Source organism: Fibrobacter sp., from assembly GCF_017545445.1.
Taxonomy (GTDB): Bacteria; Fibrobacterota; Fibrobacteria; order Fibrobacterales; family Fibrobacteraceae; genus Fibrobacter.
The window spans coordinates 1-17737 of record NZ_JAFWOM010000087.1 but is presented as its reverse complement, the minus strand read 5'-3'; the positions used below and the strand labels follow the sequence as shown (position 1 = coordinate 17737).

Here is a 17737-nt window from a genome sequence, read left to right as displayed (position 1 = left end):
TTACGCCCGAAAGTGTCGTATCTTTGGATGTGACGCCCGAAACCACCCACGGCACATAATTCGGCTCGGTTACTTCGCTTGAATTACGTCCGCTCATGTCAAAATCAACTTTGACGATTGGCGAACCCGCGAAGGCATGCGATACCCCTGCGAGCCAAACGGCGAGCGCGCTAGTCAACATTTTTAGTCCAAAACATCCCATAATAAACTCCTTTTATCGCGTCAAGTAAACACCTCTATGTTTACGTTGTTTCACGAGACGACCTCGCAAATCATAAATTCGCCCGGAACCATTCATCAGCATTCTTTGCACATGGGACTTTAGCGATGTTGTCGTGGAATCCGCTATGCCATTTGTACTATCCGCAGGAATAATAGGGGCATTTGTGTCGGTAATTGTGAATTTCCCGCTGCGGGTTGCTTCGCCAAATTCCGCATCGCCGCCTTTAGTTGTTATCGTGTAGGTGTACTCTCCGCTGACGGCTGGCGATCCGCTGAAGTATAGGGAATTTGTCTGTGCATTCCATTTGGCTGTTACGCCTGCAGGGAGGTTTTCGACTGTTGCTCCATCGGCATTCTGGATTGCAAAAGTGAACGGAATAATCGAATCGCCGAGCGCAATGGCTTGGCTGCTGGAACCTGCGCCCTGCTTGATAATCGCGGCGGGTTTCGGTGTATGATCGCCGACGAGCGTAATGTCAGGCGTCGGGAACTTGTCCTTATTGCCGTATAACCAAAATCCTAAATGCGGAGGTTGATTGTAGGCGGTGTTTTGCCAGCTCATGCCGAGACGGTAAATCGGGTCGTGCGCAAGCGTGTACATGCGATATTCTGTGGGAATCGTAGTCGTGTAGATATAGAGCTTGGACGCTCCGTCGTGTAAAATAACTTCTTCGCGCCAGTCGCCCAAAATGTCGCCGCTAAAGTTTGGTGTTGCCTTGGTGGAATTGCAACTTTTGCCCTGCATTTGGAAAAGTGTGTTGCTTTGTTGCTTAGCGTTGTCCCATTTGCTGATGGTTGTGTTGTCCAATAGTTCGTCAAGCAAGTCGCCATCCCAGTAGATGCGGAAGTTATAAGCCGGGCGCTTATCGGCTTTCCATATTTTTCCCTTTACGGTATAGGTATTCCAGTTGGCGGCAGACCAAAGTTCGTGTCCGCGGTTTAGTGAATCTACGTCACCTGCGACGCCGCGCCCGTTATCGCCCGAGCTCGTTTCGCTAAAAAGCAACTTGCCGGTGCGGGCATCGTGCAAATCGTATCCGTAGGGCTTTTCTTCGTGAACTTGCCACACTTCGAGACCGGGGTTATCGGGGTCAAGGTCGCTCAAGTGCATGGCATCGCCGTGACCCTAGCCTGTACGATACATGAATTTCCCGTTATGGTCAATGGCGCAACTTCCTTCAACAATTTCATCAAAGCCGTCGCCATCTACATCGCCTGCGGAAATGTTGTGGTTACCTTGACCGTAACATTCTTTGCCGCTCGTAGCCGCGTTATAATACCAGCGCTGTGAAAGCGTCTTGCCGTCCCAATCGTAAGCGGTAATTGCCGTGCGAGTGTAGTAACCGCGCTGGAAAACCATGCTTGGCTTTTTGCCGTCAAGGTAGGCGTTTGTCGCAAGGAATCGATCGACGCGGTTGCCGTAACTATCGCCCCAGCTCTTGACGGTGCCACGACCGGGATTGTAATCGACCGTTGCCATTTCCTTACCGGTTTCGCCGTTGAAAATCGTGAGCCATTCGGGTCCCGAAAGAATGTAGCCGTTCGAGTTCCTGTAGTCCTTGCTATGGTCGGCGCCTTTAGCCGAGCCTAGCGACAAGTTTTTGCCACTACCGTCTTTTGTGCCGGGTGCTGTTTTTACGGCAAATTCAGCTTTGCCATCGCTGTCATAGTCGCCCACAAGCATCTGTGTGTAATGCGCCCCCGCGCGAATGTTTACGCCGAGGTCGATGCGCCAAAGTTTTTTGCCGTTTATTTTGTAACAATCAATAATGACATTGCCGGTTTTGCCCTTCTGCGAATTGTCTTTAGAATTGCTCGGATCCCACTTGAGAATCAGCTCAAATTCTCCATCGCCGTCTACATCGCCTACCGCGATATCGTTCGGGCTGTAGGTGTAATCGCTCCCACCATTCGGACGGTCAAGATTTACGGTCAGATACTGATTACTCCAAACAGAAACTGCAGCATCCGCCGCCATTTCCTTGCCGCCGACAACAGCCTTCACCGAGTATTTGCTCGATGCTGTTCCTTTTGTATCTGTGTAGTTGCTTGCCTGCGAACCCGTAAAACTAGCGATTTTCTCGCCATCGCGATACAGGTTAAAACCGGTCGTATTGCCGTCTGTTCCGAGAACTCGCCAACTGAGGAAAACCCCGTTAGTCGTCTTTACGGCGACCAAGCCGCGATTCAACCATTCCATCTGTCGCGCAGCCTGCGCACTTCCTAGCCCAAGCGCTAGGGACAATCCCAAACACCAAATTTTGTTCATATCCTATCCCTTTTTTAGCCGAATAACCAAACAACAATAATCCGGCAAGATTAATATAAATCTGGATGTTGGTAGTATGCCTGATGTGCTCAATTTCTCGTTGTCTGCGGACAACTGACCGAGGCGCAGTGTTTAGAATTGACTTCGTCAATAAAAAGCACCTCGACTTTCGCTGAGGTGCTGTGCTTTTGCTCGTTTATCTTGTTATGTTAATTGGTCTTGCTTCGCGGTAGCTGCCCGTTGTGATTTTTACGATGTAGGTGCCGCGCGGTATTTGGCTCATGTCGAGCGAACGCTTGTGCAAGCCTGCGTTTTGCATTCCCGTGATTTCTTGTGCAAGTAATGCTCCGAATCCATTGAATAGGCTTATCTTCACATTGTCGCGCTGTGGGAGCGAGTAACAGATTTCGAGATTCCCATTACGGAGGGCGATGTCCATGTGCGTTGAAACTTTGTCAAGCCCATACATCATAGCTGTGGTCTTTCCGCTTTCGTCACTGCCTAATCCGTTGGTAATGCTGACCGTGACTTTGAAAAGGACCGTTTTTCCGTTGTAAGTGAGTCCCTGCGTAAAGCTGTACTTTTCGCCGTCCTTCACGCTGTTCGGATAATGTCCGACGGCAAGCGTCCCCTTCGACAAGTCGGCTTCGCTGAATATGTAGGCGAACTCGCCCCATTCCACCACCTTGCCGTCTTTACCGAACCAGTGTCCCGGAGCGGTGGCGGTGCTGTTGGTCACCACGTTGCCGTCGCTTTCCTGGGCAAAGAATGTCGCCTGAGAAAGCGTCGCTGCTGTAAGTCCAAGCTTTTTCGCTACTTCGTTCACTTCAAATTTTGCAGAAACCGTCGCATAGTTGTCGTCAATCGGAAGCGTCACTGAGATAGAATATGTCGTGGCACCGTCCGTGATGATTTTTGCGGAACTGCTGGAATTCGCGGGCTTTTCACTACTAGAGCTTGCAGGTGTCACACTGCTGGAACTTGCGGGAGCGACAGAATTGCTTGACGCAACGGAGCTACTCGATGCTGCCGGAACCTCGCCGAGTTCGGGCCACTTGTAATCCAGTTTAAAGTCGTTGTAATACTTGACGTTTGCCGCCCCTGCGCCGCTTACGCCTGCTTCGGGCTTCAGCTTATAATCGTAGTGCAACTTACGAATGCCCGTATTGCCGGTGTACTGGTAATCGGTGTTTACAACCACGGCAAAAATCATCTGTGTTCCGTTCGTCGAAGAAGGCGTCTTGTCTAGGCGAAGCGTCGCGGAACCTTCGCCCGTAATGGGTTCGCTGTACACAGGTGTACCGTCGGTTGCACGGTAGCACAGCAAGAAATTCATGTTCTTGTTATTGGAATTTGCGCCGTTCGGGTAGAAACTCACCGTCACTTCTTTAGCGCCGCTTTGCACCTTCAGCGGCACCACATTCGAACCCGACCATCCCGGAGTCGTTTCCTGATTCGGAACAAGGTAGCCGTTGCTTTCCGTCACCGTCTGGTAGGGCGTCATGGTCCAGGTGTAGCTTTTCCTGTTATTGTCCCACATGTCCTGTTCCCAGTAGGTGTCGCTTCCGAAATGCTGATTCAGCAGGTTCCTGATTTCGCCGGACCATTTTTTCATATCAAGCATCGCAAGCCTTGCGCGGAATTCGGTAATGAGCCTGCGCACGCCCGCATCGCCAAGACCCTTGTCGAGGCCGTAAGTTTCAAGCAGGTACTTGGTCTTGCCATAAGCATTTCCGTAAATCCAGCGCACCGCACCCGTACCGATCCACGTTCCGATAAACGTCGGGAAAATGTTGCTGTACTGCGAGCCACCCAACAGGTAACGCTGGTTCTTACCGGTCACGCCACCGCCATCGGCACCGCCACCAGGGCCACCGAAAGTGCCGTCAATCAGCCAGCCCGAATAAGTTTCAATTGGCATAAACGGCGCAATGACCGTTGCCGCGTTCAAGAATCCCATACCGTTGTAAACACCGTCGCGGTGACTGAACATATCCTGCTGAATCCAGGTATTGCCCGCTTCCTGAAACCAGTGCGCATCCTTTGCGCCGGGGTAACCGTTCGTCATCGAGTGGATTCCCTCGTGAATCATCGCATCCATCTGCGCCACGCGATCGCGGTAGGGGCAACTCGTATTGAAGCTGTACAGCGGATAGAACGAAGCGGCCACGGCCGTGTAGCCAGCCACCCATGTTTGCCAACCGCCCGTCGTGTCTTCCTTTGCACCACCGGCACATGTCCCCGAACCGTAGTAATAAATGGCGCTGTACTGGCCTTCTTGCGCTTGGGCATCCGGCGCCCATCCCATCTCATTGTACAAATACTCAAAATCGGTATCGTACTTCTTGAGGATCGAATCAATCGTCACGTCGGTAATGCGGCTGTCGCGATCCTTGCCCCAATAAAACGCCCACCATTTACCGGCCTTCTTTCCGGTAACGCCCGAACAATTGTTATTGAACTTGGTCGGCGGCTGAATGTCGCCCAGATTAGACTTTGTGTCGTAATCCAGGTCGCTGCGGTAGCCGGGCCATGTGTAAGCATCACCCGACGCCGCATATACGTGAACACCTAGGGCAGCCGACAAAACGGCGCCCGGAATCCATCCCAAACAACTTTTTTGCATAACACACTCCATTTTTATGCTATTTAGAGAAATAATTTTTGGTGTGCCCTAGTGCAAGTTTTTAAGAAAAATGGAATGATTTTCTGTGTTAGAAGTGTGTAAATGTGTAAGAACAATTAATGAAATATATTGATTTAATTGTAATTTTGTGTATTTTATTGATTTTTGTGTAAAAAATTTCTAGTTTAAAACCATGTGCATTGCGCTTGAACATCTGTTTGACTATGACGACTTCCGCAAGTTCCTGCAAGACTATTTTGAGGAACAGAAGAAAATGCGGTCGGTGTTTTCGCATCGATTTTTTGCGGCAAAAGCGGGATTCAGTAGCTCTTCTTATTGTCTGAATGTTATCCGTGGCCGTTTCAATTTGACTCCGAAATCCATCGAAAAAATTTCAAAGGCGATGGAATTCGAACCGTTGCAAAGGACGTATTTCGAAGCGCTGGTTCAGTACAACCAGGCGCAACAAATTGATGAGCGCGAAAATGCTTGGAATCAGATTGTCCAAATTCGCAAGCAGATTGAATTTACGCATGTCACCACGCGTGAACAGGGGTATTTCGAAAAGTGGTATTATCCGATTGTGCGCGAGTTGGCGGTATCGTCGGATTGGGATGGTGACTACCGTGTGTTGGCGCGTTCAGTTGTGCCGCAGATAACGACGGACGAGGCACGCGATGCGGTGAAAAAGCTGCTGGAATGGGGGCTCCTGAAAAAAGAGGGTGGGCGTTATGTTGAAACATCGCAAATGCTCGATGCTTCGGAAATCCCGCCAATGGCGTTGCGACGCATCCGTCATGAATATATGCAGCATGCGATGGGCGCCGTGGAATCTATGCCCAAAAACGAACGCTTTGCGGCGTTCACGACTCTTGCGATGAGTGAAAAATCCTACAATTATGCGGTAGAGGTGCTGGAAGAAGCCCGCAAGAAAATTATTGCCCGTGCGGCAAATGATTCGGAAGTGGAACGCGTTTACGAAATGATGCTTGTGGCGTTCCCGATGAGCAAGAAAATAGGGAAGGAGGCGGAAAATGAAAAATAGACAAGTTTATCTAAAGTTGTCGCATGGTCGCAGTGCGTGCGTGATGTCGCTTGCGTTTTTATCGGTGCTTCTTGCTTGCTCAAGTAGCAATGATGTTGCTGGTGGAGTGACCGATATCGGGAATTCTATTGCAAGGGAGCCTGATACGCTGAGATATTTTGGCGTGGTGCAAGACTTGCAGGGGCGTGCCGTGCCTGCTGCGCGTGTGGTTGCTTATCTGGATAATTCAAAAGAAATTGTGGATTCGCTTGAAACGGTCGCTGATTCTACAGGATTCTTTAAGCTTGGCCCGATTACAAGGTTTTCGGAGTTAAAAAAAATGCCGCTTTTTTATGCGGAATCCAAAGGACAATCCGGCTTGCGTGGCGATGGACTTTCTTATGTAAGGAAGGATACGATTTGTATTGGTCCGCATAAGACTGTAAGCGGAAAAATCTCCGGGGCGACTTCTGGTTATATGCGCATTCCGGGAACGCATTTGCGCTCGCCGATTGCCGAGGACGGCTCCTTTGCGTTCGATTCCATCCCGTCGGGTTATAGAATGGACCTTGTGTACATGCAGAATGATTCGGCTATCGCTGAGTTCGAATTTACGGCATTGGGTTCGATGGATACGCTTAAGTTGCCTGAACTTTCGGTCAACGGGGATATGCTTACGAGCAGCGATATGTCAGTCATTGCGAGTTACTATGGTTTCCATTATTACCTTCCGGATTATTATTATCTCCCGAATGGATATGGCAATCCAGAAATTCAAAAAGTTCTCCACATGGATGGTGATGTCAAGGTGCTAAATCACGATTCCTCTTTAGTGGATAGCATAAATTACGTAGAGGGGGTTCGAGGTGAAGCTGTTCTTTTGGAACCGGGACAATTTATCGACTTGGATACGCTTGATCCAACGGGCGGCGACTTTACACTTTCGCTTTGGACCAAGTGGAATGGCCCCAACGGAGAACATCAAGTGCTATTTAGCCAGCGTGAATATTGGAGTGATTCGACTTCGCGATTCCAGTGGCATTACGAGGTGAATAGCGGAACGTTTGCTGTAATGAAAGGTATGCCGGACTACCCTGGGGCGGTGTATTTCGGGGATTCGACCTCCGTACCGGTCGGGGAGTGGGCTTTTCTCGTGCTCGTTTCCAAAAATCACATGGTGAGCATGTATGTGAACGGCGAACCCGTAGCGATTGCGGTTTCCGATGGAGCTGAATTTGCAAGGGAGTTCGTGCCGAACGAGCTGAAACGCAGCGTTCCTTTCCGCATCGGTGGCGACGAAATCGAGACCGAAACTTGGAGCGGCGCCATTGACGAAGTTCGCGTTGAATCCATCGCCCGCAGTCCCGAGTGGATTGAGGTCATGTACGAGCAACTGAAGCCTTAAAATGTGTTTCCAAAAATAATGTATTTTGTAAATTATATATAAAAATTTACATTGAAAAATTGATAATAATTGCTTATATTTGGAAATATGATAGATGTTTCCAAAATTAGTGTATTTATGTATTTTGATTACCGCGATTATATTCGCGCTGTTTTGGAAACAATGCAGTCAAAGGGCCTTTCGCTCCGAGCGATTCAAGAAAATGCGGGTGTTTCCGGTTCTGCGTTTTTCAGCCGAATCCTAGATGGCTCGCGCCCGCTGTCCATTGCGAATGCGAAAAATATCGCCAAGTCTTGGGGGCTTTCTGTTGATGAATCGGATTACTTTCTCGATTTGGTGCGCTTCGGTAACGAAAAGAATGTAGATGTACGCGAAGAATTGTTGCGAAAGCTCCTTGCGGTCCGTGCGAACAATCAGGAATTTGCTCTGCAGGATTCTTCGCTCAAGTTTTTCTCGAAATGGTACTATCCCGTGTTGCGCGACTTGCTCCCTCTGCTTCCGCCAAATATGCCGGCGGAAAAAATTGGACGCATGTTTACGCCAGTGCTTCGCGCTCCTCAGGTGGAAAGTGGTATTCGCTATTTGATGGAATCGGGATTCGTTACGTTAGATGAAAATGGTGTATATCGTGTGGAACAGCCTATTGTTTCAACTCCGCCTCGCGTGCGTTCTACGATTTTACGCAAATACCATCTAAAAAATCTTGAAGTGAATAGTGAAGTTTATGATCTGTTCACTAGTGATGACCGCAGCGTTACGAGTGTTACGTGCAGTTTGTCTAAAGAAAGCTTTGAAAAAGTCCGCGAAGAAATTGCGAAACTTCGCGAAAAAATTCTTGCATTATCTCGTGAAGAGAAAAATCCAGACCGTGTTTGCCATGTAGGGTTTCAGTTGGTGAACCGCGCCAAAGTCAAGGAGGTAAAGTAATGTACCTCCGTAATGTTTTACGAAAACTGGCTTGGGAATTCCCTTTGGGTGTTGTGGCTTTTGTCGCAATCCTTTGTATTTCGCTTGTTGGCTGTAGCGAAAATTCTGACATCGCAAACGGCACGGGTAGTAATGCTGGTGAAACTGAAATTGCAGGGATTATCACGGCGACAAATCATGGGAAACCTTTGGTGAATGCGCTTGCTCGCGTGTGGATTTTGGACGAAGACTCCATGCATGTGGCGTATGAAGATTCTTTGGATAACAATGGTGTTCTTGAAATTAGGTCCGCTGTTCTTGGTGAAAAAGCGCCTGTCCAGCTTTTGGAAACGCGTTCGGGCGACTCATTATCTACAATGCGCTGGGTCAATCTCGAACGTAGTCCCGAACAAACCCTTTCTATTGCGGCAAGCGAATCCCTTAAGGGATCAATAACGAATAACGGTGCTGCTGTAGAAGGTGCAACTATTTCCATTTTGGATAAGTCTGTTGTTACGGATGCAAACGGAAACTTTGAATTTAATGATTTGCCTGCGGGCGTGCATTACGCTTTTGTCGAAGGCTACTTCGGAAAGCTCTCGTACCAGATGGAAACTGGATTGAAAGAAGGTGCGACAACGAACAACATTAATCTCGCAGATAGCATTTTTACGGTTGTCGAAGATTTTGAAAACTGGAAAAAGCAGACGTTTATCGGAAAAAGTTTTGGACAGGGCTGGTGGTTTATTTGCACAGACTCGTTGCAGGGTGGCGGAAGCCGTGCAAGCGCGGGTGTCGATAGTGAAAATCTTTTTGTTTCTGGTGATAGCGCTAAAAGCGGAAAAAGTTTGCACGTCTCATTTGATATAGATGAGGAAACTCCGGGGCATTATGGAGTTATCGGTTTTACGATTGGTGATGATTTTGATAAGGCTGAAATGTTTGCGTTCTATGATTTGCGTAAGGCGACTGCAATTTCGTTTGATGCCAGAGGTTCTGGAATAATCTCGTTGCAGATAGCCAAACGCAGTGATAAAGGCGAACGTGAATATCACGAATCGTACTTTGTGACGCTCACGGAAAAATGGGAACATTTCACGTTTACGGCAGATGATTTCGATACAGAACTTATTGCGGTCAATGCAATCAACATTCTCGTTATTGACGATACCGAAATTTACCTTGACAATATCCGCTTTGACGGTATTTCGCCCAGTATGTGGCCGAGTCTCGGGATGCGTTTTTAAAATTCTTTTTCACGTATAGGAGAGAGTATGAAAAAGTCAAAAATGGCGATTGTCGCCTTGTGTGCGTTTGCCTTTGTGGGTAGCGCATTTGCAACAATTCAGCCCACGCGCGTAGGCCCCGTAAGTCAATACGGTGCTTTGCAAGCCGGCAAGAATTCCGCTGGCGAAGGTCGCATTTATGGAAGCGTGCAAGGCGTCAAAGATGGAGCCGAAGTTCAGGTACGCGGAATGAGCCTTACCTGGAGTATCTTTTGGCCAAACGGAATGTCGTTCTACGGCAATTCCTTTATTGATTCGCTTGTAGGCGAGTGGAATGTTGAACTTGTTCGCTCTGCAATGGGTTCCGTTGGAAATTGGGGACAAGGGAATTACAAGACTCGTCCTGAATATTATTCCGCACAAATGGACACGGTCGTACAGGCGGCTATCAGAAACGATGTTTATGTTTTGGTGGACTGGCACAGTGAAGGTGGCTATTATAATTGCATTCACAAGGGTGTAAAACCGAAGTACGAATTTAACGATAATAAGGCTTGCTTTACGGCAAGTGACGCTGCAAAATTCTTTGGAACCATGGCTCAGCGTTATGGCAAATACCCACATGTGATTTTTGAAATTTACAATGAACCGGTAAGTGAAAGTTGGAATGACCTCAAGGCTTATGCTGATACAGTTGTTCAGGAAATTCGTAAATATTCGGATAACTTAATTATTGTAGGGACACCGATGTGGTCTTCTGCGGCTGGCGATGCTGTTGCAAATCCGGTCGTTGACAAGAATGTTGCTTACACGCATCATTTTTATGCCAATATGCATAACATCAATGAAACGTCGACTAGCCAGAATGCAAGCCCGAACAAGGCTATTGCTGCGGGTCTCAGTGTTTTCGTGACCGAATGGGGCTGGGTCGAAAAAGATATCAACGATGCCAAGACCAAGGCGAATGCCGATGCGTTCCTGAAATGGGTTGACGAAAAGAAACTTTCTACCGCCAAATGGGATGTCGAAAAACCGTATCTTGAAGATAATGATGACGACAACTATATCAAGGCGAACGTTCTTCCGCAAAAGACGACTTACACAAAGAACCTTGATTGGGCTTCGCAAATTAACGATGATCTCCCGTTTGCTCTCAAGACGACATCGACAGATGCTACCGGCGAATGGAGCTTTATTACGGATGTGAGCGGTAGCGATGAACAGGGAGACCACGGTAATTCTAGTTTCGAAGATAATTCCGAAAACGGAATGGTCAAGATGGATAAAATCAAGCTTGATACGGTCGGCACGGCTTTTGATTATGCCCCTTATGTGAATGCCGATTTTACTTTTAATTTTGATATTTCCAAGTGCAAGATGTTCAGCTACCGCTATAAAGGTACGAACCATCAATTTGTAGCCTATAGCGATTGGAATACGTCTACCGAAATTCTCGGTCAGGGACTTTGGGATTATCCGTTTGTCGGCATGCCTTATTCTCCGGAATGGACAACCGCTTATGTGGATTTTGGCTGGATGGTCAATAATGGCTGGCAGGCTGATGTACCGACAATTTTCTCTACAAAGTTGACGACGGCGCTCCGCTTTAGCGTTACCAACATTGCGTTTGGCGATTATCTTTGGATTGATAGTCTCAAGTGCGTCGAAAATGTGTCCAATTACACGGTTATGGAAATCCCGGACGTTTTAAGTATCCCGACGACGAGAATGGCTACTCGCAATTTTGTTCGCGTGAATACTGACGGCTTGAATATCGTTGCGACGGGCGTTAAGAATGGAAGCCATTATTCGCTCTCCAATGTTCTTGGACAAACTTTGCGTGTGGGCGTTGCCAAAACGGGCGATCTCTCGATGACTGCACCGCGTGCTGGTCGCTACATTCTCCGCATTGGAAATTCTGTCTATCCGGTAACGGTAAAGTAATATTCATCTTTCTATTAAATCTTAGAATTGGCTTTGCTGATGAAAAGCACCCAAGCCGAGAGTCGCGGACAAGCTTGCTTGCCCATGACCGAGGCGCAGTGCTTAGAATTGACTTTGTCAATAAAAAACACCTCGACATTTGTCGAGGTGTTGTGGTTTTAGGGTTCGATGAGAATAGTTTGAATTTGATTTAGAACATTACCCTGTACGGAATATGCTTATCAAAGCGGCGACCTTTCAGGTCGTGGAACGAATTTTTGTGCGTTTGAGGCGCGTTGCGCATTGCGCGCGCATCTCGGAAAGCATCTCGAATTGCCGTTGTGGAATCTTGCGCTGTCTTGCTAGAGTCTTGTGCCGTTTCGCTGGAGTCTTGCGGCTGTTTTGGCGGCTCGCTTGCGTTTGCGGACTTTTCGACGAGTATTTCTACGCGGCCTGTGTATTCGGTGTTATCGTTCCCTTTGACGGTATATTTGAACGAAGCGAGTCCCTTGAAATTCTTGTCAGGCGTAAAACGAGCCGTGTAACCGTCCTTCTGCAAATCGACCAATCCATTTTCGGCAGCCAAAACGCTATACGCAGGTTTTACATCTTGGAACCCACGCGTAATCGAACGCAAGTCAAAATCGAGAGTTCCGTTCCCTTCGACTTTAGCGTGCATGGCACCAAGCCAGTTGATGTACTTTTCGATACGCACGTAGCCATCGCTTTCCTTGACCATCGCATCGTCTTTTGCGGAGTCATAGCCCATTGCTTCTTCGAAGTAGTCCGGCATACCGTCTTTGTCGCTGTCCGTGGCTGCTTTCCCGGCGATGACTTCACCCCAGCCGTTGTTTGTTTTGAGGCCCATCGCGCCTACGGATTTTACGAGCGCGCCTTCCTTGCCGAGCGTGCCGACCTGGTGCCAGATAAGCGAATCAATGTCGTCGTAGGGGAGGACGCCACTTTGCGAATTCACGTAACGCCAGGCGCTTGCCGCACTCAGCATCGGTCCTTTTGTCGTAAGTTCATTCCAAGGCTTGTTCAAAATCGTCCCTTCGCCTTGATACCAGTAAATACTTGTCGGACCGCCATTGAGCACGCCATCGCGATTTTTGTCAATCATGTTGCCACTAGCGTAAATGCTCTGGTTCTTATCGACCTGAAACCATTCATTTTTGCCCTCGGGACCATAGACAAAATAATTATTGATAATATCATGGTTGAATTTTGCACTCGTATGCGTCGTAAATCCAGCTTCAAAGTTATAAAGAATGTTGTTTACAAAGATATCATTAATTTTATCTAGCGGGTTTCTGTTGTGCGTATTGACAAACGCATTGTAATACCAAGCCCAAGTTCCATCAATAGATTCAATGTGGGCACCAAACTGTTGTCCAATCGGGTTTGCAATCAACGAATTCTGAACCGTGATGCCAGTAACTCGATAATCTGCATTATCGGAACTTCCGCCGAAATTGTTCCACGGAGCAAGTTCCACGGAGCAGTGATCGACAATAACATTTTTTGCATCATAAAGATTCAAGCCATCGTCTTTTGTGCTGGCTGTATTTTCGCCTGGACGGATGCGCAAGTAACGAATGATGATGTTACTTTGTTTTCCAGTACTGAGTTTTCCGCCATGAATGGCAATACCCTCACCCGGTGCAGTCTGCCCCGCAATCGTGATATCGCTCTTGATAGAAACCGCCGTCTTGATATTGATAATGCCACCTACGTCAAAAACGACAATGCGGTTCCCTTGACTCACAGCATCGCGGAAAGAGCCAACGCCATCGTCATTCAGATTTGTCACATGGTAAACCGTACCGCTACGACCGCCGGTAACATTTGCACCAAACCCAAGCGCTTCGGGAAACGCGAGCGGTTCGGCACCGGCCCCCGCAAAACCAGAAAGCGTCAAGCCGAGTGCAGAAACAGCAATATTCTTGCAAAAGCCAAACTTCAAACCCATACAAACATCCTTTCTTTACACGCGTAAAAATATATTCATTGAAGCGGAAATGCCATAACTTTTTCACGAAATGTTGTCTATAGACTACACTCAAATCCAAAAAAAAATCTTTATTTTAGCACCTGCAAAACAGGCCAGTAATCTGTCGGCTTTTGATTCAAGTACGTGAGGCGCGTCCAATCGTCGTCGCGGAAGCAGCTGCCGAGCATAAGTTCATCGATTTTGCCCGCAAAGCCACCCACTTTGAAATCCTTTAAATCGCGGGCACCGCCCCAAGCAATCCGTTCGGGTTCAGATTCAATTTTGGTTTTGTTCAGATAGAAGACGACCTGAGATGTCGTATGGCGACTGAATGCAACATAGACCCATTCGCCGGCCTTAACGCCAGATGTTCCCGAAGCCCAAGAATACAGGTAATTCACGGAATCAGGGACCCAGAGATTTACAACAAAGCCTTTGGCGGGGTCGAAGCGAAGCTCATATTCCTTTTCTTTTTCGAATATTTTCTGTTCCTTGTCGAGCGATTCCAACTGCACCCATACAGAGAAACAGAAATATTCACTGCCGTCATAGTTCAGGTTCACCTTGCGTGAACTGTCTGCGATGGCGGAGTTCTCGACAACAACAACATCGCCTTCATCAAGTTTTATCCCCTCGCCCACAACACCGTCGGCAGGCGCATCCCCTGTCGGCAAGCCTTCAAAATACCCTTTTTCCGCCCCATCGCTTACAGCCGCCATTCCACTATCAAAATGCCACACAAGCGAATAACTGCGGTTCGTCGGGAACACATCTAATGCGTAAAGAGGGTCCAGCAAACCTTCATAAACTATCTCTAACAAATCACAGACATTCAAGGAATCTACGCGGACCCAGATTACCAATTCCTTTGACTTTCTATCAAAACTTGCATAGTTAATCGGGAGTTTATTGCTACGACTTCCGCCTTTCGAAATACGCACAGCCTCCCAACGACCATTATCAACAGACTTCAGCGAATCAAAATTGCAGTTATTCTCCGTCAAGCGAAGTGCAACCGGGATATCAGTCATTACAGAATTCAGAGAATCATTCCCTTCGGGGAGTGCAAGCGGAGCCACAAAGGTAAGGGTTACAGAATCATGATGAAGAATTTCAATTTCAGGCCCAATCTGACGCGTCAAAAGAATAGTCTCAGTATCCCCCGCAACAACATCAACATTTAGATTCGCCCAAGGTTTTTCGCCAGAATATTCGCCAAAGAATACTTGCAAATCAAGTTTTCCCGCAGGCAAGCTATCGACAACTAAAGCCTGCTCGTGAACAATGAATTCTCTACGAATCGTCGTTCCCAAAACGGTTGCGATTCCCGTTACGCCGTTCGAATCCATTTTTACGCCTTCGAACTTCACGATTCCCGGTTCTCGCAAAGTATCACTGACAGCAATAGAGTCGCCTTTTGAGACCTCGATGTTTTGCACCAAAAGGCGTTTGCCCGATTCTTCGTGGAATGCCTCGAGAGAGAAATTGCCCGACGGGATGGAGTCAAATTCGTAGTTGCCGTTTTCGTCGGTTACGGTTTCGAATGCTGATGGAAGAACCTGTTCGGCTTTGCTTGCTGCAAGAATATTGTAGCCTCTCGGCACGCACTGAACCTTCGTACGAGCAGCCGGTTTACCATTGTCGAGCACCAAAATTCCCGCAAGTTCCGGAGAACCCGTCTCGGCGCTGTTGCCAGCCACATCACTGTCCGAAGAACACCCTGCAAAAAACGCCATAAAGGCCGCCAAAGCGGCGACCAGAACAGCATTTATGTTTTTGCAGAACTTCATTGATACCAATATATATAAGAATTTCGGAAAAAGAAATTGTAATTGTACGCTACAGCAACCATTATCGAACAATCGCTATTGCACGTAGCGTCGCTTTACGGAGCCCGCTGTGGTGAATTCCACCACGATGACCCGCGCAGCGGGCATCTTCGCAGGCTTGTGGTTGCCTGCGAACAGCGGGCGTCCCTGCATGTCAAAAACGCGGTAAAAAGACGCTTCCGCTTCAGTCGCCATCCGCATGGCGTAAGGAGCAATGCCAGTCGTTCCACAAGATTCCGGGTCTGAGCCCGGAATGACGACACAAGCGCTGCTGCTTGATTCCACGGGAGCCTGCGCATTCGAAGAAAAAGACTCAACTAAGCTCGAAGATGATGCCGCGTCACTCGAACTGGACATTGCTTCCGGCACACTCGAAGAAGACGAAACAACCGCACCCTCCACGGCAAAAGTCACGTATTCGCTCATCCACGAGAGTCCAGAATTATCCGTCACCACAGCGACTGCGGAATGCGTTCCCGGTTCCACGCCCTCGACGTTCACTTGGTATGGAGCCGCCGTAGCCGTTCCGACAAGCGTATTGCCCACGTAAAATGCCACACTTTTCACAGAACCGTCGTTGTCCTTCGCGTCGGCTTTCAGCGTAACCGCAGCACCCACTTGGAACTTCGCACCCGCCGCAGGGGCGGTCAAGGTAACGCTTGCCGCCTTGTTACTTTGCCCAAATTTCTGATTGTATTCCGGCATCTTGCCATAGCGGCCTCCCACCCCAGCCAAGTTCGAAATTTCCTTGGGGAGATTTGCAACCGTACGCTTTTCAAAACTGTAGCTCGGATTGAACGTCGCCGCATTCGGGACACCCAGCGTCACCGTTCCCTTGTAACGGTGCTGTTGCTTGGTGCCGTTCCCGAACGAGACACCGCTAAAATACACATAGCCATTGTCGCCCCATTCGGCAAGATAGCCTTGCCCATTGTCGATGTAGCTGTTTTCGTAACGCACATAAGCCTTCGCATTTGCACTATGGCCATCGGCTCCGGCGACAAAGAAGCGGTTGTAATCTACATACTGGTTGTACAGATGAACTTGCGAACCGTTGACTTCGCCCGTCACTTTCGGCACGCGTCCATAGGTATTGTGCCAGTAGTTGTTCGCATAGGTCATGTGAGCATCTTCGACCAAGGCCATGTAAGGGTCGGTGCCCCAGCAGTTATATTCATTCGCACCATCAAAATCCAAGTAGCTGATAGTCGCATCATCTACAAATTCCATGTCCATGCCATCAGAAATCCACTTGTAGCTGATGTGGTCTGCCCAGAATTTTTTCACATGTTTGTCTGACGTTCCCACAGTTTCAAGGCCATCGCCGCCTTCAATCAGGTGAGGGTTCACATCGTAAATGGCGAGGTTTCGATAGATGTGGTTGCTAGAACCTTCGTTACTGCGCACAGCGATGGATGCACCGCGCAAGTTCGCACCACGGCCCATGCCCACAAGACTCTTGTTGGGCTTGGTGGTAATCCAGTTGCTCCACGCCTGCAGATTTTCGCTTTCCTGTACAATCTGCACACCCGCCTCGGTCAAATCGCTGCAGCTATTCGCCTTAAAAGTAATACGATAGAACGTATTGGTCTTGCCGGTGACGCGGTTTTTCTCGGTGCAGGTGGTCTTGCACCAGGTGCGGCCTTTGCTTTTGGCTTCGGTAACTGCGTTGCGGAATTGCCTAAAGTCGTAAGTGCCTTCGGGCACGAGGATTGTAACGGCGTCGTTACTCTGCAAGTGCTTGCGAATGCTCGCGGAATCGCTTGCAATGACGACTTTGCCTGCGTCGCCACCCGTTGTGGATACGCCAAAGCCTTCCGCTTTCACATAGAACGTATAAAGTAGCACTGCCGTCGGATCCATTTCGGCACTCGTCCAAATCCACTTGGCCTGCGTATTGGCAGCAAAGCCGTTCAAGTCGCCCCCGCTCGGGAGTTTGTTGTTCGCATAAGATAGCGTCGTAGCGCCACCCCACTGCGAGAGGTCGCGGCCTTTATTTTTCCAGGAATTATTACCGACGACCGGTTTCGATTTCCAGCCAGCGCCGGAATAGTAAGACTTGTCGAGGTCGTCAATCTGCACCATAACGCCAGGGGCGCCTTTGCCGTTCACGCCCACGACTGAAATTGCATTTTCGCCCGGCAAGAACGTCATCGGAACGAACCGCACGCGTCCCGCCTGGTTATCTTCGGCCAGAAGCGCTCCGTTATGATAAAGTCTGTAACCACCATCGGCCACAATCCAGACGCCCGGTCCTTCGCCCGCATTATATGTCGCAGCAACCAACTGCGAACCAATTTTATCGCCACCACCA

General features: G+C 48.6%; 10 protein-coding genes and 1 pseudogene. 5 read left to right on the top strand and 6 right to left on the bottom strand.

Annotated elements, in window-relative coordinates; all coding sequences use genetic code 11:
• From IKG78_RS10275 to IKG78_RS10260, 3 genes and pseudogenes are all read right to left on the bottom strand, one after another.
• Positions 1–181, bottom strand: a 181-nt coding sequence (locus IKG78_RS10275; RefSeq protein ID WP_290943040.1) for a hypothetical protein, incomplete at its 3' end; no start/stop codon positions are given.
• Between the two features lie 33 nt (positions 182–214).
• Positions 215–2422 (bottom strand): annotated as a pseudogene (locus IKG78_RS20370) (rhamnogalacturonan lyase).
• A 265-nt stretch (positions 2423–2687) separates the two neighbouring features.
• The gene (locus IKG78_RS10260) at positions 2688–5117 is read right to left on the bottom strand and encodes a DUF4859 domain-containing protein (RefSeq protein WP_290943033.1); all 2430 of its coding nucleotides are present in this window, start codon (positions 5115–5117) and stop codon (positions 2688–2690) included.
• A 193-nt stretch (positions 5118–5310) separates the two neighbouring features.
• Between IKG78_RS10260 and IKG78_RS10255 the strand changes: the two genes are divergently transcribed.
• The 5 genes from IKG78_RS10255 (at position 5311) to IKG78_RS10235 (ending at position 11622) form a co-directional block, all read left to right on the top strand.
• Positions 5311–6162: a TIGR02147 family protein gene (locus IKG78_RS10255; protein WP_290943031.1), complete on the top strand. Its 852-nt coding sequence runs from the start codon at positions 5311–5313 to the stop codon at positions 6160–6162.
• On the top strand, positions 6152–7546 hold the full coding sequence (locus tag IKG78_RS10250) for a LamG domain-containing protein (protein ID WP_290943027.1): 1395 nt from the start codon (positions 6152–6154) through the stop codon (positions 7544–7546). The genes IKG78_RS10255 and IKG78_RS10250 overlap by 11 nt, the downstream gene beginning before the upstream one ends.
• Before the next feature lie 117 nt (positions 7547–7663).
• Complete coding sequence (locus IKG78_RS10245; protein ID WP_290943025.1) at positions 7664–8473, top strand: TIGR02147 family protein; 810 nt, start codon at positions 7664–7666, stop codon at positions 8471–8473.
• A complete protein-coding gene (locus IKG78_RS10240) occupies positions 8473–9699 on the top strand; it encodes a carboxypeptidase regulatory-like domain-containing protein (protein WP_290943023.1) in 1227 nt (408 codons plus the stop codon). The genes IKG78_RS10245 and IKG78_RS10240 overlap by 1 nt, the downstream gene beginning before the upstream one ends.
• A gap of 27 nt (positions 9700–9726) precedes the next feature.
• Positions 9727–11622, top strand: coding sequence for a glycoside hydrolase family 5 protein (locus IKG78_RS10235; RefSeq protein WP_290943019.1), 1896 nt, complete (start codon positions 9727–9729; stop codon positions 11620–11622).
• 190 nt (positions 11623–11812) lie between these two features.
• Here IKG78_RS10235 and IKG78_RS10230 read toward each other — a convergent pair whose 3' ends face one another.
• The 3 genes from IKG78_RS10230 to IKG78_RS10220 all read right to left on the bottom strand — a co-directional run.
• Positions 11813–13573, bottom strand: a complete 1761-nt coding sequence (locus IKG78_RS10230; protein WP_290943017.1) for a hypothetical protein — start codon at positions 13571–13573, stop codon at positions 11813–11815.
• 110 nt (positions 13574–13683) lie between these two features.
• Entirely contained in the window at positions 13684–15384 is a 1701-nt protein-coding gene (locus IKG78_RS10225; protein WP_290943014.1) for a LamG-like jellyroll fold domain-containing protein, read from the bottom strand.
• A gap of 75 nt (positions 15385–15459) precedes the next feature.
• Positions 15460–17737 (bottom strand): Ig-like domain-containing protein (locus IKG78_RS10220; protein ID WP_290943012.1); only part of this gene is annotated, 2278 nt, incomplete at its 5' end.

What these genes read in the sequence shown, in the direction of transcription:
- IKG78_RS10260 (WP_290943033.1), bottom strand. Translation starts at nt 5,117, where the DNA reads ATGCAAAAAAGTTGTTTGGGATGGATTCCGGGCGCCGTTTTGTCGGCT.
- IKG78_RS10255 (WP_290943031.1), top strand. Translation starts at nt 5,311, where the DNA reads ATGTGCATTGCGCTTGAACATCTGTTTGACTATGACGACTTCCGCAAG.
- IKG78_RS10250 (WP_290943027.1), top strand. Translation starts at nt 6,152, where the DNA reads ATGAAAAATAGACAAGTTTATCTAAAGTTGTCGCATGGTCGCAGTGCG.
- IKG78_RS10245 (WP_290943025.1), top strand. Translation starts at nt 7,664, where the DNA reads ATGTATTTTGATTACCGCGATTATATTCGCGCTGTTTTGGAAACAATG.
- IKG78_RS10240 (WP_290943023.1), top strand. Translation starts at nt 8,473, where the DNA reads ATGTACCTCCGTAATGTTTTACGAAAACTGGCTTGGGAATTCCCTTTG.
- IKG78_RS10235 (WP_290943019.1), top strand. Translation starts at nt 9,727, where the DNA reads ATGAAAAAGTCAAAAATGGCGATTGTCGCCTTGTGTGCGTTTGCCTTT.
- IKG78_RS10230 (WP_290943017.1), bottom strand. Translation starts at nt 13,573, where the DNA reads ATGGGTTTGAAGTTTGGCTTTTGCAAGAATATTGCTGTTTCTGCACTC.
- IKG78_RS10225 (WP_290943014.1), bottom strand. Translation starts at nt 15,384, where the DNA reads ATGAAGTTCTGCAAAAACATAAATGCTGTTCTGGTCGCCGCTTTGGCG.